This window comes from Pseudomonas sp. ML2-2023-6 (genome assembly GCF_037055265.1).
GTDB lineage: Bacteria > Pseudomonadota > Gammaproteobacteria > Pseudomonadales > Pseudomonadaceae > Aquipseudomonas > Aquipseudomonas kulmbachensis.
Window position 1 is genome coordinate 4670369 of sequence record NZ_CP146347.1, and the last position, 23205, is coordinate 4693573.

A 23205-nucleotide genomic window follows, 5' to 3' on the forward strand; every position below is an offset into this window, starting at 1 on the left:
TGTTTGTTTATACTGCGCGCCCCTTCCCTAAAAGCCTGTGGACTCATGACTGCCATTGTTTACGCCCCGCTTGAAGCACCTTTGTGGCCGTTGATGAACAAGTTTTATCGTGCGCACCAGTCGTCGATGAAAGCGGTCAAGGACGCGCAATTATGGGTCGCTCGCCAAGAAGAGATTATTGCGGGGTTGTGTTTGCGGCCAATGGCTAACGGCTACTGGCTAACAGGGTTGTTTGTCGCGCCAGCGCTACGCGGGCAAGGTGTGGCTGGCGAACTGGTCAGCCAGGCAGTGGCAACCTGCGACGGCCCGGTCTGGTTGTTCTGCGATCCAGAACTGCAGGGTTTCTATGAAAAACTGGGATTCAACCTGGACGTGGAATTGCCCCACGCCCTGCATGAACGACTGGTTCGCTACCAACGCAACAAGGCGATGATTGCGTTAGGGGTTACTCCTGCGTGCCCGGTTCCAGATCAGGAAACAACACATCAATAAAGCCAAATTTGTTGAAGTCCTTGATTCGTGACGGATACAGACGCCCGATCAGGTGATCGCATTCATGTTGCACTACCCGCGCATGAAAGCCTTCCGCAACGCGTACGATCGGCTCACCTTTGGGGGTGAAGCCTTCGTAGCGGATCTTGTGATACCGCTCGACTACACCGCGCAGGCCTGGGACTGACAGGCAGCCTTCCCAATCCTCCTCAAGCGCGGGGCTCAGAGGCGTGATCAACGGATTGATCAGGATGGTCTGCGGCACGGCTTCGGCATCCGGGTAGCGTTCGCTGTGCTCGAAGCCAAAGATCACCAGTTGCAGATCAACACCAATCTGCGGGGCCGCCAGACCCACACCGCCCGCATGTTCCATGGTCTGCAACATGTCGTCGAGCAGTTGCCAAAGTTCAGGCGTGTCGAACATTTCAGCCGGCACCGGTTGGGCTACACGCAATAGACGCTCATCGCCCATTTTCAGAATTTCACGAATCATAGTCAGGCTTCATCAGAAGTGGGTTTAAGGGAATGGTCGCGCCCCAGGCCAGAGACATGCTGCTTCGGGTCGGGGTCTTCGGATTCAGCGAATGTTTTCTCACCCGGATTTTTGCCTTCGGCCGACAAGTGTTCGATCACCGCATTCATCTCGGCTCCCAGCAACAGCACTGCCGACGAAATGTAGAAGTACAGCAACAACACGATGATTGCCCCGATACTGCCATACATGGCGTTGTAGTCCGCGAAGGTTTTGACATAAAAGGCAAAACCCAATGACGCCACAATCCAGACGACTACCGCAAGCACCGACCCAGGCGTAATAAAACGAAATTTCTGCTCAACATCGGGCATCACGTAATACATCAGTGCCACCGCAACCATCAGCAACAGGATAATCACCGGCCAGCGCAGGATGGTCCACAGCGTCACAACGAAGTCTTCAAGCCCCACCTGCCCTGCCAGCCAGCTCATCACTTGCGGCCCGAGCACCATTAGCGCAGCCGCGGCCAGAAGCATGCCGGCAATGCCGATGGTGTAAAAAATCGACAGCGGAAAACGCTTCCAGATGGGCCGCCCCTCGACCACGTCATACGCGGCATTCATCGCACTCATCATCAGCCGCACACCCGCCGAAGCGGTCCATAACGCAATCACGATACCCACCGACAGCAACCCGCCCTTGGACTGCTGCAACTGGTCGATGACCGGATTGACCTGCTCCAGCGCTTGCGGCGGCAAGACCAGTTCAGACTGCAAACGCAACCAGGTAAAGAAGTCGGGCAGATGCAAAAAGCCGATCAGAGCAATCAGGAACAGAATGAAGGGAAACAACGAAAACAGCATTTGGTAGGCCAGCGCCGAGGCGTAGGTCGACATTTCATCGTCGATAAATTCCTTGACCGTACGGATCAAGACTTTGCCCAAAGGCAGGCCGTTCAAGCCTGGAAAAAACATAGCGTCTCCTTTCGCCGCGCAGTTATTGAGTTCAACACGCCTCCAAGCGAAGGGTTTTACCTAAAAGTAGTCCAATTGGCGACTCTGAAAGCACTTCATCGCCAAACCTGTAAATCGACCAACCCAAGGTTGACTCACCTTCCCGCACCGAGTTTCATTTATTTTCTACCGATCATTTCGTCGTTCCGCGCAGGTTGGGCTTTATGTTTGCCCGCTAACCCCCGAGAATACGCGACGTATTCAGGCTATGGCGCTGAAGATCCGCAATTGTAGGAAGGTTATGAAACTCGATAAAAAGCTGGCTATTGCCCGCAGAAACCAGGAACTCGGCGGCGCGGTACTCGGCGTCAACAACTGCCATTTCGCCGCACTGAACACCAACAAGAACATCTGGTGGTTCGATATTCCGTTGGCCCGCTTGGCTGTCGGTCAATACGAATGGGTACACCTGTTGCTGCACACTCCAAGCACCGACGAGCTGCTGCATTTGAAGGTAACGACAGCATTCCTGCGCGAAAAGCGCGAAGGCATGGTCGTACGTGCTACGCACAAGCGTACGCCAACCATGAGCCTTGAGCTGAGCGCAGACAAGGACTCCTTCCTGCAGGACGTGCGTCCGACAGGTACTGGTGTCAACTTCGCGCAATTTATGCAGAAGTAAAAAATCCGTGGGAGCGAGCCTGCTCGCGAAAGTTTCAAGCGTTAACATCTTTCGCGAGCAGGCTCGCTCCCACACAAGTAAACAACAAAGCCCCGCAATGCGGGGCTTTGTTGTATTCAGGCAAGTTACTTTTTAAGGCCCAGCTTTCTCAGCTCTTCGTCTCGCAGCTCACGACGTAAAATTTTGCCCACGTTGGTGGTCGGCAAACTGTCGCGGAATTCGACGAATTTAGGCGCTTTGTAGGCTGTCAGATTGGCACGCATATGCGCCATCACCTGGTCTTTGGTCAAGGTCATGCCCGGCTTGACCACGATAAACACTTTGATCAGTTCACCGGTTTTCTCATCCGGAATACCGATTGCCGCGGACTGCAAAACACCAGGCAAGGAAGCCATCACGTCTTCCAGCTCGTTCGGGTACACATTGAAGCCCGAAACCAGAATCATGTCTTTCTTGCGATCGACAATACGGATATAGCCATCTGGCTGAATGAGTGCGATATCACCGGACTTCAACCAACCTTCAGCGTCCATGATCTCCGCAGTCGCGTCCGGGCGCTCCCAATAGCCTTTCATGACCTGCGGGCCCTTGATGCACAACTCGCCAACTTCACCCAGCGGCAGCTCCTCACCGGCATCGTTGATTACTTTGCACAGCGTCGAAGGCACCGGAATGCCAATGGTGCCAACCTGGATGCTCTGGGCCGGGTTTACCGTGGCCACAGGGCTGGTTTCGGTCATGCCGTAACCCTCGCAGATCGGGCAACCGGTCACAGTTTTCCAACGTTCGGCCACCGACATTTGCAAGGCCATGCCGCCCGATAACGTCACCTTGAGAGCCGAAAAGTCCAGCTTGCGGAAGGCATCGTTGTTGCACAGCGCCACAAACAGGGTATTGAGACCCACAAAGCCGGTGAACTTCCACTTGGACAGTTCTTTGACCATCGCCGGCAAATCACGTGGGTTGCTGATCAGCACGTTATGGTTACCGAGCAACATCATCGCCATGCAGTGAAAGGTAAAGGCGTAGATGTGGTACAGCGGCAGTGGCGTAATCAGGATTTCACAACCCTCATTGAGGTTGGAAGCCATCAGCGCCTTGCACTGCAACATGTTGGCGATCAGGTTGCGGTGGCTCAGCATCGCGCCCTTGGCCACACCCGTAGTGCCACCGGTGTATTGCAGCACAGCAACATCACTGCTCGCAGGGTTGGCTTCCTTGACCGGCTGGCCCTGCCCTTTGCTCAGCACATCGTTGAATTTGATGGCCTGGGGCAAGTGATAAGCCGGAACCATTTTCTTCACATACTTGATGACCGAGTTGATCAGCACCCGCTTGAAGGGCGACAACATGTCGGCCACTTCGGTGACGATCACATACTTGATCGAAGTCTGCGGCACGACCTTTTCGGCCAGATGCGCCATGTTCGCCAGGCATACCAGCGCCTTGGCGCCAGAGTCCTTGAATTGGTGTTCCATTTCCCGCGCGGTATACAGCGGGTTGGTGTTGACCACGATCAAGCCGGCGCGGATTGCTCCGAACACAGCGATCGGGTATTGCAGCAGGTTGGGCAATTGCACGGCGATGCGATCGCCGGGTTGCAGGTCGGTGTGCTGCTGCAACCAGGCAGCAAAAGCGCCGGACTGCTCATAAAGCTCACCATAGGTGATGGTTTTGCCCAGATTACTGAACGCCGGTTTATCGGCGAAACGCTGGCAAGATTCCCGCAGTACCGTCTGAATATTTGGGTATTCATCTGGATTGATTTCAGCAGCAATCCCAGTTGGGTACTTATCCTTCCAAAAGCTCTCAATCATGGAAGCCCACTCCTCAGCGTCGCGAATTCTTCACCGCATGGGTGCGGTTCTTATTTGTTTGATTTTTATAATGGACAGTTCAGGTTTTTACTTAACCTGGAAGTCACAAAGCGCGCCGAGAGTAGCAGCTTTGCTAAAGGCCGCCTAGAGCCAAAAATGGGCCGCAGAGTAACCAACCTGACTGTAGGACAATCCTAAGTCATCATTAGTGCAATAACTCTACTAACGTCAAAAGCCCTCTATATCGGGCATTACAGCGCACCTACTGAAGGTTATGGGCCATTGTCGGTCAGTGTCATGGCCGAAAAAAAACGCCCACTGGCTTACTGCCAGTGGGCGTCTGTCGCCAGGTTGAACGAATCAGGCGTTATCGCGTAACTCGCGACGCAGGATCTTGCCAACGGGGGTCATGGGCAAGGAATCACGCAACACGATTTGCTTGGGCACCTTGTAGCCCGTGAAGTTGTCCTTGCAGTAAGCCTTGAGTTCTTCAACGGTCACCCCGCCTGCGCGCGGTACTACAAACAGTTTGACCGCCTCCCCGGTGCGTTCATCGGGCACACCAATGACTGCGCAATTGGCTACTTTTGGATGAGCCATGACGATGTCTTCAATCTCGTTGGGGTACACGTTGAAACCGGAGACGATGATCAGGTCTTTTTTGCGATCGACGATGCGGACAAAACCATCCGGATCAATCACCGCAATATCGCCGGTCTTGAACCAGCCATCGGCGTCCAGCACCTCGGCTGTGGCTTCCGGGTTTTGCCAGTAGCCCTTCATCACTTGCGGACCTTTGACGCATAGCTCGCCCCGCTCGCCCAGCCCCAGATCAACCCCCTCATCGCTGATCACTTTCATGGCCGTGCCCGGAACCGGCATGCCTACCGTGCCCAGCCTTGCCAGGGAGCCGCAAGGGTTGGCGCTGGCCACCGGCGAGGTTTCCGTCAGGCCGTAGCCTTCGACAATTCTGCACCCCGTGAGTTTTTCCCAACGTTCAGCCGTGGCCTTGACCAGTGCCGTACCGCCCGAGTTGGTGACTTTAAGCCCGGAGAAGTCCACGGTCTTGAAGTCGGGGTGGTCCATCAGCGCAACAAACAAGGTGTTGAGGCCCAGAAAACAGGTGAATTTCCAGTTTTTAAGTTCCTTGATAAAACCTTTGATATCACGCGGATTGGTGATCAGGACGTTATGGTTGCCGGTGACCATCATGCCCATGCAATTGGCGGTGAATGCATAGATATGATAAAGCGGCAGCGGACCGATCATGATCTCGCGGCCGTCCTTGAGCATCGGCTGGCCATCAGCCCCATGCTGTGACAGGCACGCACGCACCTGCTGCATGTTGGCTATCAGATTGCCATGGGTGAGCATCGCGCCTTTGGGCAGGCCGGTGGTGCCGCCCGTGTATTGCAGCACTGCGGTGTCATCCAGCGTTACCGTCAGCGGGCGAATAACCTGGCCGGCACCACGGCGTAACACGCTTTTGAAGGAAATCGCCTGGGGCAGCTGGTAGGCAGGCACCAGTTTTTTAACCTTATCGACCACCAGGTTGGTGATCCAGCCTTTGGCGGCCGGCATCATGTCGCCCATTTTGGCTTCGATCAGGTAGTCGATTTCGGTGTCTTGCAGTACTTCCTGTACGCGCTTGCCGAACATGTTCAAGTACACCAGTGCACGAATACCTGCGCTCTTGAACTGATGACGCATCTCACGCGAGGTGTAGAGCGGGTTGGTGTTGACCACTATCAGCCCGGCACGCATCGCACCAAATACGGCAATCGGATACTGCAAGGTATTGGGCATTTGCACGGCGATGCGGTCGCCAGGCTTGAGATCGGTGTATTCCTGCAGATAACCGGCAAAAGCGGCACTGTGGCGTTCAAGCTCGGCATAGGTGATGGTCACACCCAAATTGCTGAAGGCCGGGCGATCCGCGAATTTTTTGCAGGAGCGCTCAAAAACATCAACCACCGACTTGAAAGTCGTCATATCGATATCCAGCGGTACACCGGCGGGACGTTTGTCATTCCAGAAATCAGGTTGCATTATTTTTATCCTCGTACCTGAGCGTGTCTGGCCGCGTCATTCATTTAATGAAAAGCGGAATGTGCGGACGTTAACAGTTATCAAGTTGTAGGCAAATACAGCGATCTTCGCCATTTACATCTTGAATCTTATTGCTACGGGATTACCTGTTGAGTGGCCTTCAGGCAAATGCGCTATACACTGCTACGACTACAAATGAAGGAATTGCCATGATCCCTGAGACTTTCTGGCTGGAGGCGAACGACCGGAGTGGTCTTTTTGTTCACCAGTGGCTGCCTGCTGGCACGCCCAAAGCCATAGTTCTGTTGGCTCATGGCATGGCTGAACACAGTGGCCGTTATGCATACCTGGGCAAAACCCTGTGTGATGCCGGTTTTGGGCTGTATGCCCACGACCAGCGCGGCCACGGCAAAACGGCTGAGCAAGAAACTCTGGGCTACTTTGCCGACAACGATGGCTGGTGTGCTGTGGTCAGTGATGTGGCGGCTATTAACCGACATATCAGCCAGACCTATCCGGGAGTGCCAATTTTCCTGCTCGGCCACAGCATGGGCAGTTACATCGCCCAGGCGTATTTGATGCATCACAGTGCAAGCCTGCAAGGCGCGATTCTCAGCGCCTCGAATTTCCAGCCGGTGGCGCTCTATCGTGCCGCCAGCCTGATCGCCCGTTTCGAACGGTGGCGCCAAGGACCCAAAGGTCGCAGCGCGCTGATCGAGTGGCTGTCCTTCGGCTCTTTCAACAAAACCTTCAAGCCCAACCGCACCGCTTACGACTGGCTCAGTCGTGACCCGGCCCAGGTCGATGCTTACGCCAGTGACCCCTTGTGTGGTTTTCGCTGCACCAACCAACTGTGGATCGATTTGTTAGGCGGGTTGCAGCAAATCAGCAAAGCGTCCAATCTCGCTCAAATTGATCCGGGCCTGCCGTTACTGATAATGGGCGGCTCATGTGATCCGGTGAGTGAAGGCAAGCGTCTCACTGATCTGGCCAAGGCTTTGCGACAAGCCGGTAATCGTCAGTTGCAGTTGAATCTGTACCCGCAAGCGCGGCACGAACTCTTCAATGAAATTAATCGCGACGAAGTGATGGCTGATGTTATTGAGTGGCTCAATCAGGCATTGAGCCACACCCGCCCGCTGCGCAGCGAATGAGCATATTTGCTTTTTTATCTAAAAGAATTGAAAAATCTTTTAAAATCATGGCTTTAAAACCAAACACTCGTCACAGGACATGCGCTAGATGACCCAGGTTACCAACACCCCGTACGAAGCCCTCGAAGTCGGCCAGACTGCCAGTTACAGCAAAACCGTCGAAGAGCGCGACATCCAGCTTTTTGCGGCCATGTCCGGCGACCACAACCCGGTGCACCTCGACCCTGAATTCGCCGCTGCGACCATGTTCAAAGAGCGCATTGCCCATGGCATGTTCAGTGGCGCGCTGATAAGTGCTGCCGTGGCCTGCGAACTGCCTGGCCCGGGCACTATTTATGTTGGCCAGCAAATGAGCTTTCAGAAGCCGGTAAAGATCGGTGACACCCTGACCGTGCGTCTGGAAATTCTGGAAAAAATGCCCAAGTTCCGCGTTCGCATCGCTACCCGCGTGTTCAATCAGCGCGATGAAATCGTGGTTGATGGCGAAGCCGAAATCATTGCCCCGCGCAAGCAACAAACCGTGACCTTGCCGGTGCTGCCGGCGATCAGCATTGGTTAATCCCCGCCCATAAAAAAACGCCGGTTAACCGGCGTTTTTTTATTCAGCCATGTTGCTCTCAAGCACGGGCACGGGCCTGATTACGCAGGGCTTTGACCTGATCGTGATTGCGTTGCACACCGTGATACTGGCGTTCTACCAGATCGCGAATACCCACCAGGTTGTGCTTGCTGATTTTCTCCAGCGCTTCCTTATAAGCTTTCAGCGCGTGGTCTTCACCGCGCTCAGCTTCGTTGAGCACTGCTTCTTCATCCTTGCCGGTAAACACCGACTTGACGTCCACCCAGCGGCGATGCAAATCACCGGCGACGCTGGTGCTGGTTTCCGGATCACCACCCAGTGCACGTACCTGTGCCTGCAATTCGGCAGCTGCCGCTGCACAGTCAGCAGCACGCTTGGCAAACAGTGCCTTGAGCTCCGGGTGTTTGATATCTTCAGCGCAGGTTTTAAACCCTTCCTGGCCGTCTTTGCTGGTTTCGATCAAATCGTTCAGGACGCTAATGGCTTCTTTATTAAGGTCAGTCATTGTTCAATTCCTTACAGGGTTGAGGATCGTGCAATAGAGATTGCAGGGCTCGTGCCAGTTTTTAAAATCGAATAAAACCCTTAATAATCAGCAAGTTACAAAACTCATTAAAATCTGTATCCGGTTTATATGCATGAACTGTCAATTGGCCTTCATGCAAATTGCCTGTATTTTTCATCCTATAGCTTCACGTAATAAAGGCCGCCGCATGAACCCCGAAAAACTCGAACTGTTGCTGACACGCGAAATGCCCTTCGGCAAATACAAAGGCCGCATCATCGCCGACCTGCCCGGCCAGTACTTGAACTGGTTTGCCCGCCAGGGCTTCCCCCACGGCGAACTGGGCGGCTTGCTGGCCCTGATGCAAGAGATTGATCACAACGGCCTGTCGGACCTCCTCGACCCATTGCGCGCCAAACACGCAAAACCCAAACCCCGCCACTGAAAGAGTTGCCCATGCCAAGGATTGAAGACAACGCCCGCGACGAAAACTTCTGGCACGCCATTGCCGAGCGCTACGACGTAGCTCCCGGCCCGATCAATCTGGAAAACGGCTACTTCGGGCGCATGACTCGCGACGTGGCGCAGGACTACCAGCGCAATATCGACTTTATTAACCGCAACAACTCGATCCCTGTGCGCCAGCATTTCGATGTGTCCCGGAACATCGAGATCCGCGACCAACTTGCCGAGCTGCTGGGCGTTGACCCGGCAGGTGTGGCACTGACTTCGCGCGCGTCCGACGCACTGCAATCGTTGATTCGCAACTACAACGGCCTGCAACCCGGCGATCAATTGCTGATCTGCGACCTGGAATACCACAGCGTCGAATATGCGATGCGCTGGGTGGCACAGCAACGCGGGCTTGAAGTCATTGAAATCACCCACAAGCACCCTGCTACTTATGAAAGCCTGGTGGCCAGCTATCGCGAAGCCTTTGTGCGACACCCGCGTATCAAGCTGATGGCCCTTACCCATGTGACCCACCGCACCGGGCTGGTGCTGCCCGTGCAGGAGATTGTCGCAGCGGCCAAAGAGCACGGGGTCGATGTGATACTTGACGGTGCCCACGCCCTGGGCCAGATCGAGTTCGATCTGCAGACACTGGGCGTCGCCTTTGCCGGGTACAACCTGCATAAATGGATCGGGGCGCCGCTGACACTGGGCTGTATGTATATAGACCCGCAGCGCCTGGCCGATATTGACCCCGACATGGCCAGCCAGCATTACCCGGAACCGGATATCCGCAACCGCTCGCCCTACGGCACCGCCAATATCCCGGCCTGGCTGACCCTGCCCACAGTGTTACAGGAGCACCAGGACATGGGCGGCGCACGGGCCAAGGGAGCACGACTGAACTACCTGCGCGATCTGTGGGTGAGTGAGGCGCGAAAAATGCCGGGGATTGAAGTGCTGATCGAAGATGATCCGCGGCTGCGTTGCGCCATTACGTCGCTGCGCTTTACCCATCTACAGGATCAGCAGCCGATGGTTGACCGCCTGCTCAAGGACTACAACCTGTTCACCGTCGCCCGCAATGGCTCGGCGTGTGGCAGTTGCATTCGTATCACTGTGGGTTTAACCACCAGTCTGGATGACATTAATCAGTTGGTCAGGGCGTTGCGCGAGCTGTCACTGGCCCACGCATAACCATTTGATGCTCGCCCCGTAGCAGCTGCCGTAGGAACGAGGCTGCGTTGGCGTGGTGCGGCACTCCGACGAAGCCGTCGTAAAGTCAGACTATGCGTTCTTTCTGAAAAAACCGTGCATTCAGGATTTACGATCGCTGCGCAATCGAACGCAGCCTCGTTCCTACGGCAGCTGCTACGGGTTTGTTGTAATCACAAAAACCCGGGCAAAAAAAAGGTGCGCCGACCAAGCGCACCAAAAACCGTAGAACACACAACATATTCGTAGCTAAAACATCAATCCAGCAGAGCAAGCGCCTCTGCGGTGCATTCCTGGATTCGGGCCCAGTCGCCGTTTTTGATCCACTCGCTGTCCAGCATCCAGCTACCGCCCACACACATCACGTTTTTCAACGCCATGTAGTTGCGAATATTCGCCGGGCCAACCCCGCCAGTCGGGCAGAATTTGACCTCGCCAAACGGGCCGCCCAATGCCTTGATCGCGGCCACACCGCCACTGACTTCAGCCGGGAACAATTTAAAGCGACGGTAGCCCAGTCCGTAGCCTTCCATGATTCCGGAAGCATTGCTGATACCCGGCAACAGCGGGATATCGCTGGCAACGCTGGCCTGGAGCAAGTCACGGGTAATGCCCGGCGTAACAATAAATTGCGAACCAGCTTCTTCTGCCGCCGCCAGCATATGGCGATCCAACACGGTGCCCGCACCTGTCACCAGCTCAGGGCGCTGATCGCGCAAAATACGGATGGCCTTGAGGCCGAACGACGAGCGCAAGGTCACTTCCAGGGCCGTCAGACCACCGGCCGCCAGCGCATCCGCCAATGGCAGGATGTCTTGTTCGCGGGCAATGGTAATCACCGGCAGAATTCGTGCACGTTCACAGAGGCTGTCGATCAGGGCGACTTTATCCGCCATCGATACGTTCGCAATTGTTGTTGTCATGGCAGCTGATCCTTGGCTCATGGGCACCAGTAAATCTCTAACGTAGGTTGCAGAAAGGCACGAATCGGCAAGGCAGCAACATCTGTGCCCCCCAGCGCTTCGTTGAGGGTGTTCAATTTGGACTGTCCCTGGATCGACAGCACTTTGTGCTTCGCACTGGCCAGCAGACTGCGGCTCATGCTCAAACGCTGATGCGGCACGGTTGGCGCCAGCATCGCCCAGCAACGGCGCGGGTTGTCCAGTTGCAGGGCTTCGCTCAGGTTCGGGCTGTTAGGGAACAACGACGCGGTATGCCCGTCATCACCCATGCCCAGAATCAGCACATCAATCGGCGGCAATTCGGCCAGCCCTTGATCCGCTTCCAATGCAGCCTTTTCAACTGTGGCTGCAGCGTTATACAAACCGACAAAACGGGCCTTGGCGGCTGGCCCCTGAAGCAGGTGCTTTTTCAGCAGCCCGGCGTTGCTGTCGGCATGTTCAACCGGCACCCAGCGTTCATCAGCAAGGCTGACGACAACTTTCGACCAGTCGATCGGCTGTTTGATCAAGCTCTGGAAAAATGCCACCGGGCTGCGACCGCCAGACACTACCAAAGTGGCAACGCCCTGAGTGCTGATGGCCTGGTTCAATTCCTCGGCAACACGAGTTGCCAGCCCCTCGGCCATGTGTGCCGGGTTCTTGAAAGTGTGCGCATTGACACCTTCAGGCAGTTTCACATCAGATATCGCCATACCAAGACCTCCCGTCCCGCGTAATCAGAGCAATGGAACTCATCGGCCCCCAGGAGCCCGCCGCGTACGGCTTGGGTGCATCACCGGACTTTTTCCAGCCGGCGATCAACTGGTCGCACCATTTCCATGCTGCTTCAATTTCATCTTTGCGTACAAACAGGTTCTGGTTGCCACGCATGACTTCAAGTAACAGACGCTCGTAGGCATCCGGGATCCGCTCACTGCGATAAGTGTCGGAAAAATTCAATTGCAACGGACCGCTGCGCAGCTGCATGCCTTTATCCAGGCCCTGCTCTTTAGTCATCACACGCAAGGAAATGCCTTCATCCGGCTGCAGACGAATAATCAGCTTGTTGCCGATTTGCAGACGCTGCTCAGGGGCGAAGATGTAGTGCGACGGTTCCTTGAAGTGGATCACGATCTGCGACAGCTTTTGCGGCATCCGCTTGCCGGTCCGCAGGTAAAACGGCACACCCGCCCAACGCCAGTTGCGAATATCGGCACGCAGGGCAACAAAGGTTTCGGTGTCGCTCTGGGTGTTGGAGTTCTCCTCCTCCAGATAACCCGGCACTGACTGGCCTTCGCTGTAACCGGCAATGTACTGGCCGCGCACCACTTGGGTGGTCAGGCCTTCGGCGCTGATCGGGGCCAGTGCCTTGAGTACTTTTACCTTCTCGTCGCGAATGCTGTCGGCCGACAGATCCGCAGGCGGATCCATCGCAATCAGGCACAGCAACTGCAACAGATGGTTTTGAATCATGTCGCGCAGCTGGCCAGCCTTGTCGAAATAACCCCAGCGACCCTCGATGCCGACTTTCTCGGCCACGGTGATTTCAACGTGGGAGATGTAGCGCTGGTTCCACTGGGTTTCGAACAGGCTGTTGGCAAAGCGCAGCGCAATCAGGTTTTGTACGGTTTCTTTGCCAAGGTAGTGGTCGATCCGGTAGGTGCGGTTCTCGGGGAAGAACTGCGCCACGGAATCGTTGACCTTGCGCGAGGATTCAAGATCCGAGCCGATGGGCTTTTCCAGCACCACGCGGGTGTTTTCCGCTAGGCCAACTTTCGACAGGTTCTCGCAAATAGCACCGTAAACCGCCGCCGGTGTGGCGAAGTAGGCAATCAAGCGCTGTTCTGTTCCGGCAAGCTCTGCCAGAGACAAATAGTCTTCAGTCTTGAAAAAATCCACATGCAGATAGCTCAATCGAGCCAGGAAGCGGGTTAGCGCCTCAGCTTCGATTTCCTTGTCGCCCAGGTACTGGCGCAACTGGCTGTCGATATGCGCCAGATGCGCGGTGGCGTCGCCGGGTTCACGAGCCAGCGCAAGAATGCGCGTGTCAGCGTGGAGCAGACCGGCGCGATCCAATTGGTATAAAGCAGGAAACAGCTTGCGCAAGGCCAAATCGCCGAGGGCGCCGAACAAGGCAAAGGTGCACGGTTCAACCGTAATCGAAGGCATGATGTTTGTTCTTTTATCAAGTTAAGCTACAAATACCTTTTTTCAAGGCATCACTCAAGGAAAAATGTAGTAATAAACACAACATTTTCTGAAAATACAGATTCCTGCTAGTGGTCGTCACAGGCCACCAGTAGGATAGGCCACCTTCCAGAACCGCTTTAGTCCGGTTCTTGCATCGCTGACCCAAGGATCATAAATGGACCGCGTGCGAAATTTACTCGAACAGATCAAGGGCCGCCTCGAAGACCTGAACAAGGCCGAGCGCAAAGTGGCTGAAATCATTTTGCAGAACCCGCAGCAGGCAACCCGGTTCAGCATCGCTGCGCTGGCTCAGGCAGCCTCCGTCAGCGAACCCACGGTCAACCGTTTCTGCCGTTCATTTGGCGTCAGTGGCTACCCTGAATTAAAACTGCAACTTGCGCAGAGCCTGGCCAGTGGTGCAGCTTACGTCAGCCGTGCGGTTGAAGCGGACGATGATCCGGCCGCTTACACGCAGAAGATTTTCGGCAGCGCCATCGCCTCCCTGGACAGCGCCTGTCAGGCATTGGACCCCAACCTTGTCAGCCGCGCCGTCGACTTGCTGATCCAGGCTCGGCAGATCCACTTTTTTGGCCTGGGTGCCTCGGCCCCGGTGGCACTGGACGCGCAGCACAAGTTTTTCCGCTTCAATCTGGCGGTCACCGCCCACGCCGACGTACTGATGCAGCGCATGATCGCCTCGGTGGCGCATACCGGCGAACTGTTTGTGATTATTTCCTACACCGGACGCACCCGTGAGCTGGTGGAAGTGGCGCGTATTGCGCGAGCCAATGGTGCCTCTGTACTGGGTTTGACCGCCGAAAATTCGCCGCTGGCCAAAGCCAGTACCTTGAGCCTGAATATCCCGCTGCCCGAAGACACTGACATTTATATGCCAATGACCTCGCGCATTATTCAGCTCACCGTACTCGATGTGCTGGCCACCGGCATGACCTTGCGCCGCGGCGTGGACTTCCAGCCACACCTGCGCAAAATCAAGGAAAGCCTCAACGCCAGCCGCTATCCGGTAGGCGACGAATTCAACTGACAGCCCACGGGGCTTGTAGCCGCTGAGAAGCGCAGCGAGCCCGATATTTTGAAGGTTCTTCGGACCTTATCGCAGCCTCTCTGCGCTCCTCAGCAGCTACACCATGATCTTCCCTCCTCTTCTAAAGCCGCAGTCCCCAGGACGTTTTACTGTCAGATATGACAGGTTACAGCTGTCGAAAACAGTCATAACGTGAACGCCTCGGGGTCATTCTTTAAACGGGGTTCAGTCTCTCCTCTGCCTGCTACTCCTGCCCCTTCATCTTCAGATCGGTCTATCTGAAAAAGCCCCGTGGCAGGAGTTCATGATCATGGCCCAAGAACCGCTCAGTATTTCTGCACCCTCACTGCCAAAAGGCGGCGGAGCCATCCAAAGCATTGGCAAAGGCTGGGCAGCCGTCGGCTTCACCGGCGCAGCGTCAGTCGCCATTCCCTTGCCCATCACGCCTGGCCGCGGCTATGCCCCAGCACTGGGATTGAGCTACAGCAGTGCTGGCGGACGGACAGAGTTCGGTCAGGGATGGTCAATCAACCGGCCCTCGATCAGTCGGAAAAACAACCGGGGCACGCCGCAGTTCGAGCCCGACGCCAATGGCAATATGAGCGAACCGGCCTACCTCTCTCCCAATGGCGATGTGTTGTTGCCTGAGCGCAATGCCAATGGCCAGATCAACACTCGCGATGCATCACGCTTTCGCGACCGGTCGTTGTCTGAAACCTACCGCGTGACCGCCTACAGACCACGGGTGGAAGGAGACTTCAGCACATTCGAACACTATGTAGGCGCAACCGATTCGTTTTGGCTGATCCAGATCGCCGACGGTAGCGTCCATATTTATGGCCATAGTGAAACCGCCCGATTGCAACACCGGCATGACACCTCGACCTGGGTTGCAGAGTGGCATCTTGAAGAGTCGGTCGCGGTGAATGGCGAACATGTCCTGTACGAATACATAGCTGAAAACGATGTATCGCTGAGCACTCTGACAGGGCCCTACGCAGACGCCTGGCAACGCAGGGACAGCAACACCCATCGTTATTTGCAGCGTGTGCGTTATGGCAATCTGACTGGCGACCGGGTGCCTTTTTTGCTGCAAAAGCCAATGGCACCGGTCTGGCTTTTTGATCTGGTGTTCGACTATGGCGAATCCGACGCTCGACTGGTGGCCCAGCCCGAGTACCCGCAGACCGCTGGCCAGTCGTGGCCACTGCGGGCTGACCCGGTCAGCAGTTACCGATATGGCTTCGAGGACCGCACTCTGCGCCTGTGCCATCAGGTACTGATGTATCACTGGTGTGCCGATGGCCCCGACAATACCGGCCCGGTACTGATTGAGGGGAAACCGACGCTGGTCCAGCGCCTGCAACTGGAGTACCAGCAGCAACCGGTTGCGTCATTGCTGAGCACCGCTCACTTGATTGGTTATGTCGGGCAAGAGGCGCAGTTCAACCCGCCGATGGAGTTCGAGTACAGCTCATTCAACCTCACCGCCGGGGAGGCCCGGTTCTCGCCATTTTTTTCCGAGCAGGCGCCAAGGCTGGACGCGGGCATCGATGCCGGTAACTACCAATTGGTGGACCTGTTCGGCGGTGGCCTGGCCGGAATCCTGTATCGACTGGAAAACGCCTGGTACTACCGGCGCCCCGTCCGTCATCCCTCTCCCGGTCTTGATAAAAACGCGGTGAGCTACGCTGCGCGGGAGTTGCTCAAGCAAATGCCTGCCGCCAACCTGCAATCGCCGACACTTCAAGTTCTGACTGATCTAAACGGTGACGGCAAGCTCGACTGGCTGGTGGCCCAGCCCTCCATTGCAGGTTTTTTCACCCTCGACACCAACCAGCAATGGGACCACTTCACCCCCTACGCAGCCTTCCCCAGCGAATTTTTTCATCCGCAAGCACAACTGGCCGACCTGATGGGAGACGGCCTGTCGGATTTGGCGATGATCGGGACACGCAGCGTTCGCCTGTATGCCAATTTGAAGAACAAGGGTTTCGCTCCCCCCGTCCTGGTCAAACGCCAGGTCGATGAAAGCGCCTTGCCCGTATTCAGTGATGATCGCTACGAACTGGTGGCGTTCAGTGACCTGCTGGGATCGGGCCAGCAGCATTTGATCCGTATTACAGATCAGGCCGTGAGCTGCTTTCCTAACCTGGGGCGCGGTCGATTCGGCGAGCCGATCAACCTTGGCAAACTGGAGTTTGCCGGGGAGTTTAACCCCGCGCACATTCGGCTCGCCGATCTCGATGGTTCGGGTGCCGCCGACATCCTGTATTGGCAAAGTGGCTCGGTGCAGATTTTCATCAACCTCAGCGGGCATGGTTTCGCCGCCCCCGTCACTATTACGTTGCCCGAAGGGTTGCGATATGAGGCGCTGACCAGCGTCAGCGTGGCTGACCTGCAAGGTCTGGGCTGCTCAAGCCTGGTGGTGACCAGCAACACCTGCAAACCAGATCTTGAACCTGTTCATTGGCGCTGCGACTTTGTCAGCAACAGCAAACCGTATCTGCTGTGCGCCACGGACAACAACATGGGCGCTGCGGGCGAGGTTGTGTATCGCTCATCGGCCCAGGAATGGCTGGATGAAAAAGCCCTTCTGCAAGACCCGTCTCAGGCAGTGTCTGAAATGCCCTTCCCCATGCATCTGGTCAGTGAACAACGCCAGTTCGATCAGATTACCGGCAACCACTTATCTCAGTTCTTTGCCTATCGACACGGTTATTACGATGGCGTAGAGCGGGAATTTCGCGGATTTGGGTTGTTGCTGCAAACCGACACAGAGTCTGCACCGGCTACCGAGACCCAAGGATTTAGCGCACCGGTACTGAGCAAAACCTGGTTTCACACCGGCAAGACCCTGCACATGGCCGTTACCGATGCCTGGGCCGACGATGCACTGCTTGCGCCGCTGGGCAGCCCACTGTGCACCCAGTGCGTGGACGGCAACGAGCAGATCCATACCGACTGGGATGCCCCAACCCTGCGCGACGCGGCCCGCACCTTGAGTGGCTCGGTTTTGCGCACCGAAATTCTGGGGGTGGATGGCAATTGCGTGCCTTACAGCGTCACGCAAAGTCGCTATGGCGTTCGCCTGCTGCAAGCGCGCTCGGCACATGACAACTACAGCGTCATGCTGCCTTTCGTCATCGAACAGCGCAGCCTGCAATACGAGCGCCAGGGCGATGATCCGCTCTGCCAGCTCCAGATCAACCTGACCATGGATGAGTATGGCAGCGTAAACCATGCCGTCTCCGTTGCATGCGCCCGACGGGCCGGTGCACGGGCTCCGTACCCGGACGACGAAGATCACGCACACTTGCGCCGTTGGTGGGGCGATGCCTGGGACGACGCCCAACTGCGCTGCTACCTGAGTGAGAGCCATGCGCGGGTGTTGCATATCAAGCAGACCGACTACCTGCGATTAGGCCTGCCCTACCGCAGCCAGGATGTGGCCTACGTCCTGGACGCTGGCGACCCGTCGATCAAGAACATCAGTTATGAAACCTTTATTGGCCCCCAGTCACCTCTGGGCAAAGACCCGCTCAACGGCCAGCGCATGCTGGCGGGCCAGAGCCGCGTGCAATACCAGGGCTGCCCTGACGGGACGGTAAACTTCGAGGCACTGCCCGAATATGGCGAACAGGCCGAACTGGATGCCAGTGCCTTGCAAGCCTATGTGATCAAGGATGCTCAGGGCGCACCGACAAACCTGCTGGGCAACACTCCTGACGAGATCAAGGCCAAACTCGAATCGGCCGGTTATGTGGATGTCGGTCTGTGGCGGCCCACCAGCAACACGGTCGATGCCAGCACCAGCCTGTGGGCCGCACGCACGGGGTATTCAACTTTCGCCGCGATTGAGCATTTCAACAAATTGCTCGAGCAAAAACCGGTGGTATGGGTCAAACCGTCCAGGGTCAGCTATGACCCCCTTTGGTTACTACCGGAAAAATTTACGGCACCTGACGAGGGTGTGACTGAAGTGGTCTACGACTACAAATCCTTGCAGGCCAAATGGATTCGTGACCCCAATCAGAATGTTAACGAAGCCCGCTACGATGCGATGGGCAGGCTGGTGCTGAGCACGTTCTGGGGCACCGAGTGGAACGACACAACCCAGGCGGTCATGGATGTCGGTTTTGGCACCATGGCCAGCCATACGCAGGCCACGGCAAGCGCTGGGCAGGCCATTGCCGACAGCTCGGTGATGGGCGACCTGGCCTCGGCCATGTTCTACGAACCCTGCAGCTGGATGGGGAAGGCGCCGCAGAACCTGCTGCCCAATGGCGTAGCGCTGGGGGTGCTGATGCCCACCGGGCATTTACGCGCCAGTGCGCGCAAACGCTTGGCCAACGGTGAGTACCCGCAAAGCCAGATCTCGGCTCAAACCTGCGCAGCCTTGTTGGCCTTGCCTCGCGAACCGGCCTATTGCGCAGTTTTGCAGGCTGATCGCTACCCGAACGACCCGCAACGCCAAGTACGCATGTCCATCAGTGCCTCGGACGGGTTTGGCCGAGCCTTGCAAAGCAAACAGAAGGTCGAACCGGGGCAGGCCTACGCAGTCGACGACCAAGGCAACCTGAGCATTACGGGAGGCCAGCCAGCACAGGTACAGGCCGCCGAGCGCTGGCGTGTCAGCGAGCGCGTGGAATACAACAATAAAGGCTTGGCGGTTCGCGTCTACCGGCCTTACTTCGCCGATAAGTATCGTTACATCAACGACGAGTCCTTTCGCCAGTTCGGTTACAGCGACCAACAGTTCTACGACCCGCTGGGCCGCCCGACCAAAACCATTACCGCCAGTGGTTATTGGCGGCGCCAGACGTACCTGACCTGGTACAGCATCAGTGAGGATGAAAATGACCTGTATCTGGAGGCCTTCCCCCTCAAAACCATGAGCAGCGTCGGCGATACAGGAGGCTTGCAATGACTATCAGCTTGCGCAACCGGCAGGATGCAATGACCCCGATACTCACAGTCATTGAACCGCGCGGGTTGGCTGCCCGAACAGTTGCCTACTATCGCAGCAACCTCGAAGAACCTGTCAGCGAACGTGTAACTCGTCAACAATTCGATGCCGCCGGGCGACCCATCGCGTGCACTGACCCGCGCCTGGGCGCCCCCAATCAAAGCGCCGTATTCAGTCTGTCCAACCGGGTACTGTTAACCGACAGCGTTGATGCCGGTTGGCGTTTGCTTCTGGCTGACGCAAATGCCAACAACGCTGAAAGCTGGGACAGTCGAGGCAGCCATTGGCGGACCGAGTTCGATGAATTGGCACGACCGGTCTCCATTAGCGAACAAGGACCGGGCCAGCCTGAACAGGTTATTACGCGTCTTGGCTATGGCGCTGTTTCTGCGCCAGCCGCTGCACACAACCAGTGCGGTCGTTTGGTTCGCGACGATGACAGTGCCGGCACACAACTCTTTGCCGATTACACATTATCGGGCACCGCCTTGAGTGCAACACGACACTTTTTAACCCGCCTGCAGACGCCTGACTGGCCGCAGCCCGTAACCGAACGCGATGCGTTACTCGAACCCGGAAGTGGTGCAACCACTAACTGGCAGTACAGCGCCCTAGGCGAAACAACCTGTCAGATCGATGCCTCGGGTCATCAGCAACGCACGAGCTACAACGTTGCAGGTGAAGTCAACGGCGCAACCCTGCAACTCAAAGGCGGCACGCAAACTGCTGTTTTCCACAGCGTGGCCTATAACGCCTTTGGCCAAATTGAAAGCCAGACCCTGGGCAATGGCGTCACCCGCACCAGCCAGTACGACCCTGCCAGCGGACGCTTGATAAAACTCACCTCAACCCGGCCCGGTAGTACCCTGCAGTCGCTGAGCTATCAGTACGATCCGGTGGGCAATGTGCTGCAAATTGAAGACTTTGCCCAATCTGTACACTTCTTTGCCCATCATAAAACCTCACCCATCAACACCTATCGCTACGACAGCCTCTACCAATTGATCGAAGCTACCGGCAGCGAAGCACTCGGGGCCAGCATTGGCCCGCATTTACCTGAACTTGCGCCCAACCCGGGCGATTTGAGCCTGTTGGTCAATTACCGCCAGACCTATCAATACGATGCGGGCGGCAATCTGACTGAACTACGTCATACAGGCCAGCAGAACTACACCCGCACGATGCTGATCGCGCCCAAAAGCAATCGTGGTTTGACCCAGGTTGAAATACCGGACTTTAACGCGGCCTTCGATGCCAATGGCAACCAGCAAGCCCTGCTACCCGGTCAGCCCCTGAGCTGGGATAACCGCAATCAATTGAGCCGAACCGTACAAGTCAGTCGCCAGGGAGGCAGCGATGATGAGGAACGCTATATCTACGACGCCAGCGGCCAGCGCCTGCGCAAAGTCGGCACCCGACAGGCAAAAATGGTGACCCATACCTCAGAGGTGCGCTACTTGCCGGGGCTGGAAATACATACCCACGAAGGAGAACGCCTTGAAGTCGTGATCGCGACTGCCGTTCGCTGCCTGCATTGGGCACACGGCAAACCCGACGCGGTCGAGAATGACCAGTTGCGCTACACCCTGGATGACCACTTGGGTTCAAGCACCCTGGAACTGGACGCACACGCCAGCCTGATCAGCCATGAAGGTTATTACCCCTATGGTGGTACAGCCTGGTGGTCAGCGCGCTCCGCCGTTGAGGCAGCCTATAAAACCATTCGTTACTCGGGCAAGGAGCGCGATGCCAGTGGGCTTTACTACTACGGCATGCGCTATTACGCGCCATGGTTGCAGCGGTGGATTAACCCGGATCCGGCGGGGACTGTGGATGGCTTGAATCTGTATCGAATGCTGCGCAACAACCCGCTGAACTTTGTTGATCCAAATGGCAATGCGCCGCAAGAAGTCGAGGCGGCCTATAACCATATGCTCAAACATGGCGAGGCGTGGGAGGACATAAGAACCCAAGGCAACGGTTTCACCGCCATCAGTGAGTTATCCGATAGAAATATGGCGAGGCTTAAGCAAGACCTGGACTTGTCAGCCGCAGAAGAGCTGTTCGTCACGGGGTTTCAAGAAGAAGTATTTAACCTTGTGCACTTTTCAAACAAGGATTTTCGCGACAGCAGTGGCGCACTGACGCTGCAGTCGAGAAAGCAGCTGCAAAAAAACAAAATCACCTTCGATAAAAACAATACCGAACTCTTGGACATCGAAAGTTTCGCTACAAACGATTTCGTATTTTTTTCACTAGAGGCCGGCGAAAAAAACCAGAAAGAAAAGAGCCGATTCGGTGAGCATCGATACCGGACGGTCCTGGAACCCATGCATGAGTATCACGACGTGGCGCATTTAGAGCTGACCGACCTTGCGCAAATTGATCAGAGACCCGTAACGAACCCACCCGCATGGGTAGCACATGGGGATAAATATCTTTTTTTCAGGTCAGCCGAGTCAAACACAATTCTGCCTTCCATCTTTATGGGCATGGACATGATTGAGGGCCTTGCACTCAGCATTGTGAACGAGCTGCAACCGTTCAGCGGCGACACAAAAGAGGCTGTTTTCGAGTTGCAGCGTTCCGGGCAATCGGACGTGGTTATGAACAGTTTGTTTCGACCACAAATACTCATACCCCACAGCCTGACTATTTCGAAATCAAACCTGTCTTATAAAGGCCCGGCAAAAAGTACAGCATCCGCTGCAAGCTCTGCCCCCATCGTCAAGCATTTCTACGTTTGATGAGAAAAGAGGCTGTGAGCAAGCCGCAACATTAACCAGCCACCAACCCCGCCCTCGCCTGCAAACTCAAATGAGCTTTCTCGCCGGGGGCCAGGGTCTGGTTATGCGTGCCGCCACTGGTGGACTCCACGCACACAAAACCCATCACTTCATTCCAGCTCACGCCCAGCAATGGCCGCTTGCCCGGATGCCAGACCACCGTGTTGGCCTTGACTCCCGTGTCGATACTCAACGCTCTCTGCCAGGCGTGATCGTTGAGCTGCATTTCGCCGTCATGCTGGAACACCCGCTGGCAACCGCCTTCCACCCGCAGCTCGCCCTTCTGCTGACAAACCTCACGGTTCAACTGATCGTAGCCCTGCACACCGTCCAGACCGGACAGCGCTATCTCCGCGACATCACCAATACGCCAGTAAGCGCGTAATGCTTGGCTGACCTGGCACGGCTCATCGTCCTGATGTTCGGTACTCAGGCGCAGCTCCATTTCTTCACCCAGACGTGCATGCAAATCGACCTGCCAATCGCACAGCTGCAAACGCCAGTGCAGGGTCACACCCTCTTCATCGGTGCTGCTGTCGAGCAGCTTCCAGTCGATCAACCGCGCCCAACCATGGGATGGCCACGCGTTTTCACTGGGATGGCGGCCATACCAAGGCCAGCAAATAGGGACCCCACCGCGTATGGCACCCACTTGTGGCCATTTGGCTGCGCACCACAACCACGGCTTTTGCCCGGTTGGTTGGAAGTGCAGCAATTGCGCGCCCTGACGGCTGAATACGGCCTGGCAATGTGGGTGATCGATCACCAGTACGTCGCGTTGCTGAAAACGCTCCCACTGAAAAATCGGCTGTTCGCGTTTGGATTTGAAGAAACGGTGAAGCGGATGCTCATGCATGTGCCGCAGTCCTGAAAATCATACGCCGAGGTGTGCAGCCCCG

The 23205-nt window shown here is 56.1% G+C and carries 18 protein-coding genes; 9 read left to right on the forward strand and 9 right to left on the reverse strand.

Features of this window, described 5'->3' with window-relative positions:
• Positions 1 to 45 precede the first annotated feature (45 nt).
• A complete protein-coding gene (locus V6L79_RS21685; protein ID WP_338579496.1) occupies positions 46 to 492 on the forward strand; it encodes a GNAT family N-acetyltransferase in 447 nt (148 codons plus the stop codon).
• Here V6L79_RS21685 and def read toward each other — a convergent pair.
• Together def and V6L79_RS21695 are read right to left on the reverse strand one after the other, a co-directional pair.
• Entirely contained in the window at positions 446 to 985 is a 540-nt protein-coding gene (gene def / locus V6L79_RS21690) for a peptide deformylase (RefSeq protein WP_261739346.1), read from the reverse strand. The genes V6L79_RS21685 and def overlap by 47 nt on opposite strands.
• A 2-nt stretch (positions 986 to 987) precedes the next feature.
• Positions 988 to 1941, reverse strand: a complete 954-nt coding sequence (locus V6L79_RS21695) for a YihY/virulence factor BrkB family protein (protein ID WP_261739347.1) — start codon at positions 1939 to 1941, stop codon at positions 988 to 990.
• Positions 1942 to 2221: 280 nt separating this feature from the next.
• Here V6L79_RS21695 and V6L79_RS21700 point away from each other — a divergent pair, with 280 nt between their 5' ends.
• Positions 2222 to 2602: a hypothetical protein gene (locus V6L79_RS21700; RefSeq protein WP_261739348.1), complete on the forward strand. Its 381-nt coding sequence runs from the start codon at positions 2222 to 2224 to the stop codon at positions 2600 to 2602.
• A gap of 125 nt (positions 2603 to 2727) precedes the next feature.
• Here the strand turns inward: V6L79_RS21700 and fadD1 are convergent, their stop codons facing one another.
• Both fadD1 and fadD2 read right to left on the reverse strand, forming a co-directional pair.
• Positions 2728 to 4419 carry a long-chain-fatty-acid--CoA ligase FadD1 gene (gene fadD1 / locus V6L79_RS21705; protein WP_321834276.1) on the reverse strand — a complete coding sequence of 564 codons (1692 nt, stop codon included), beginning with the start codon at positions 4417 to 4419 and terminating at the stop codon, positions 2728 to 2730.
• 360 nt (positions 4420 to 4779) lie between these two features.
• Positions 4780 to 6468: a long-chain-fatty-acid--CoA ligase FadD2 gene (fadD2, locus tag V6L79_RS21710; RefSeq protein ID WP_261739351.1), complete on the reverse strand. Its 1689-nt coding sequence runs from the start codon at positions 6466 to 6468 to the stop codon at positions 4780 to 4782.
• A gap of 209 nt (positions 6469 to 6677) precedes the next feature.
• Here fadD2 and V6L79_RS21715 point away from each other — a divergent pair, with 209 nt between their 5' ends.
• A complete protein-coding gene (locus V6L79_RS21715) occupies positions 6678 to 7622 on the forward strand; it encodes an alpha/beta hydrolase (protein WP_261739352.1) in 945 nt (314 codons plus the stop codon).
• Positions 7623 to 7710: 88 nt separating this feature from the next.
• Positions 7711 to 8181 carry a MaoC family dehydratase gene (locus V6L79_RS21720; RefSeq protein ID WP_060694572.1) on the forward strand — a complete coding sequence of 157 codons (471 nt, stop codon included), beginning with the start codon at positions 7711 to 7713 and terminating at the stop codon, positions 8179 to 8181.
• Positions 8182 to 8239: 58 nt separating this feature from the next.
• On the opposite strand, the gene V6L79_RS21725 is transcribed toward V6L79_RS21720, so the two are convergent.
• Entirely contained in the window at positions 8240 to 8707 is a 468-nt protein-coding gene (locus V6L79_RS21725) for a PA2169 family four-helix-bundle protein (RefSeq protein ID WP_261739353.1), read from the reverse strand.
• Between the two features lie 208 nt (positions 8708 to 8915).
• Between V6L79_RS21725 and V6L79_RS21730 the strand changes: the two genes are divergently transcribed.
• Together V6L79_RS21730 and V6L79_RS21735 are read left to right on the forward strand one after the other, a co-directional pair.
• Positions 8916 to 9152: a DUF3820 family protein gene (locus V6L79_RS21730; protein WP_261739354.1), complete on the forward strand. Its 237-nt coding sequence runs from the start codon at positions 8916 to 8918 to the stop codon at positions 9150 to 9152.
• Between the two features lie 11 nt (positions 9153 to 9163).
• On the forward strand, positions 9164 to 10357 hold the full coding sequence (locus V6L79_RS21735; protein ID WP_321834281.1) for an aminotransferase class V-fold PLP-dependent enzyme: 1194 nt from the start codon (positions 9164 to 9166) through the stop codon (positions 10355 to 10357).
• Positions 10358 to 10632: 275 nt separating this feature from the next.
• Here V6L79_RS21735 and V6L79_RS21740 read toward each other — a convergent pair whose 3' ends face one another.
• Genes V6L79_RS21740 through zwf form a run of 3 tightly spaced genes read right to left on the reverse strand, consistent with a single transcriptional unit; the run spans position 10633 to position 13485 of the window.
• Positions 10633 to 11298, reverse strand: coding sequence for a bifunctional 4-hydroxy-2-oxoglutarate aldolase/2-dehydro-3-deoxy-phosphogluconate aldolase (locus V6L79_RS21740; RefSeq protein ID WP_395246975.1), 666 nt, complete (start codon positions 11296 to 11298; stop codon positions 10633 to 10635).
• A gap of 17 nt (positions 11299 to 11315) precedes the next feature.
• Positions 11316 to 12029, reverse strand: coding sequence for a 6-phosphogluconolactonase (pgl, locus tag V6L79_RS21745; protein ID WP_261739357.1), 714 nt, complete (start codon positions 12027 to 12029; stop codon positions 11316 to 11318).
• Positions 12016 to 13485, reverse strand: a complete 1470-nt coding sequence (gene zwf / locus V6L79_RS21750; protein ID WP_261739358.1) for a glucose-6-phosphate dehydrogenase — start codon at positions 13483 to 13485, stop codon at positions 12016 to 12018. The genes pgl and zwf overlap by 14 nt, the downstream gene beginning before the upstream one ends.
• Positions 13486 to 13690: 205 nt before the next feature.
• Between zwf and V6L79_RS21755 the strand changes: the two genes are divergently transcribed.
• From V6L79_RS21755 to V6L79_RS21765, 3 genes are all read left to right on the forward strand, one after another.
• Complete coding sequence (locus V6L79_RS21755; protein WP_261742479.1) at positions 13691 to 14551, forward strand: MurR/RpiR family transcriptional regulator; 861 nt, start codon at positions 13691 to 13693, stop codon at positions 14549 to 14551.
• A 310-nt stretch (positions 14552 to 14861) separates the two neighbouring features.
• Positions 14862 to 19481: a SpvB/TcaC N-terminal domain-containing protein gene (locus V6L79_RS21760; RefSeq protein ID WP_405046604.1), complete on the forward strand. Its 4620-nt coding sequence runs from the start codon at positions 14862 to 14864 to the stop codon at positions 19479 to 19481.
• Positions 19478 to 22267, forward strand: a complete 2790-nt coding sequence (locus tag V6L79_RS21765; protein WP_338579500.1) for an RHS repeat-associated core domain-containing protein — start codon at positions 19478 to 19480, stop codon at positions 22265 to 22267. The genes V6L79_RS21760 and V6L79_RS21765 overlap by 4 nt, the downstream gene beginning before the upstream one ends.
• A gap of 31 nt (positions 22268 to 22298) precedes the next feature.
• On the opposite strand, the gene V6L79_RS21770 is transcribed toward V6L79_RS21765, so the two are convergent.
• Entirely contained in the window at positions 22299 to 23162 is an 864-nt protein-coding gene (locus V6L79_RS21770; protein ID WP_338579501.1) for a D-hexose-6-phosphate mutarotase, read from the reverse strand.
• Positions 23163 to 23205 lie beyond the last annotated feature (43 nt).

Excerpts from the sequence above, each read along its gene's own strand:
- V6L79_RS21685 (WP_338579496.1), top strand. The coding sequence starts at position 46 with ATGACTGCCATTGTTTACGCCCCGCTTGAAGCACCTTTGTGGCCGTTG.
- def (WP_261739346.1), bottom strand. The coding sequence starts at position 985 with ATGATTCGTGAAATTCTGAAAATGGGCGATGAGCGTCTATTGCGTGTA.
- V6L79_RS21695 (WP_261739347.1), bottom strand. The coding sequence starts at position 1,941 with ATGTTTTTTCCAGGCTTGAACGGCCTGCCTTTGGGCAAAGTCTTGATC.
- V6L79_RS21700 (WP_261739348.1), top strand. The coding sequence starts at position 2,222 with ATGAAACTCGATAAAAAGCTGGCTATTGCCCGCAGAAACCAGGAACTC.
- fadD1 (WP_321834276.1), bottom strand. The coding sequence starts at position 4,419 with ATGATTGAGAGCTTTTGGAAGGATAAGTACCCAACTGGGATTGCTGCT.
- fadD2 (WP_261739351.1), bottom strand. The coding sequence starts at position 6,468 with ATGCAACCTGATTTCTGGAATGACAAACGTCCCGCCGGTGTACCGCTG.
- V6L79_RS21715 (WP_261739352.1), top strand. The coding sequence starts at position 6,678 with ATGATCCCTGAGACTTTCTGGCTGGAGGCGAACGACCGGAGTGGTCTT.
- V6L79_RS21720 (WP_060694572.1), top strand. The coding sequence starts at position 7,711 with ATGACCCAGGTTACCAACACCCCGTACGAAGCCCTCGAAGTCGGCCAG.
- V6L79_RS21725 (WP_261739353.1), bottom strand. The coding sequence starts at position 8,707 with ATGACTGACCTTAATAAAGAAGCCATTAGCGTCCTGAACGATTTGATC.
- V6L79_RS21730 (WP_261739354.1), top strand. The coding sequence starts at position 8,916 with ATGAACCCCGAAAAACTCGAACTGTTGCTGACACGCGAAATGCCCTTC.
- V6L79_RS21735 (WP_321834281.1), top strand. The coding sequence starts at position 9,164 with ATGCCAAGGATTGAAGACAACGCCCGCGACGAAAACTTCTGGCACGCC.
- V6L79_RS21740 (WP_395246975.1), bottom strand. The coding sequence starts at position 11,298 with ATGACAACAACAATTGCGAACGTATCGATGGCGGATAAAGTCGCCCTG.
- pgl (WP_261739357.1), bottom strand. The coding sequence starts at position 12,029 with ATGGCGATATCTGATGTGAAACTGCCTGAAGGTGTCAATGCGCACACT.
- zwf (WP_261739358.1), bottom strand. The coding sequence starts at position 13,485 with ATGCCTTCGATTACGGTTGAACCGTGCACCTTTGCCTTGTTCGGCGCC.
- V6L79_RS21760 (WP_405046604.1), top strand. The coding sequence starts at position 14,862 with ATGGCCCAAGAACCGCTCAGTATTTCTGCACCCTCACTGCCAAAAGGC.
- V6L79_RS21765 (WP_338579500.1), top strand. The coding sequence starts at position 19,478 with ATGACTATCAGCTTGCGCAACCGGCAGGATGCAATGACCCCGATACTC.
- V6L79_RS21770 (WP_338579501.1), bottom strand. The coding sequence starts at position 23,162 with ATGCATGAGCATCCGCTTCACCGTTTCTTCAAATCCAAACGCGAACAG.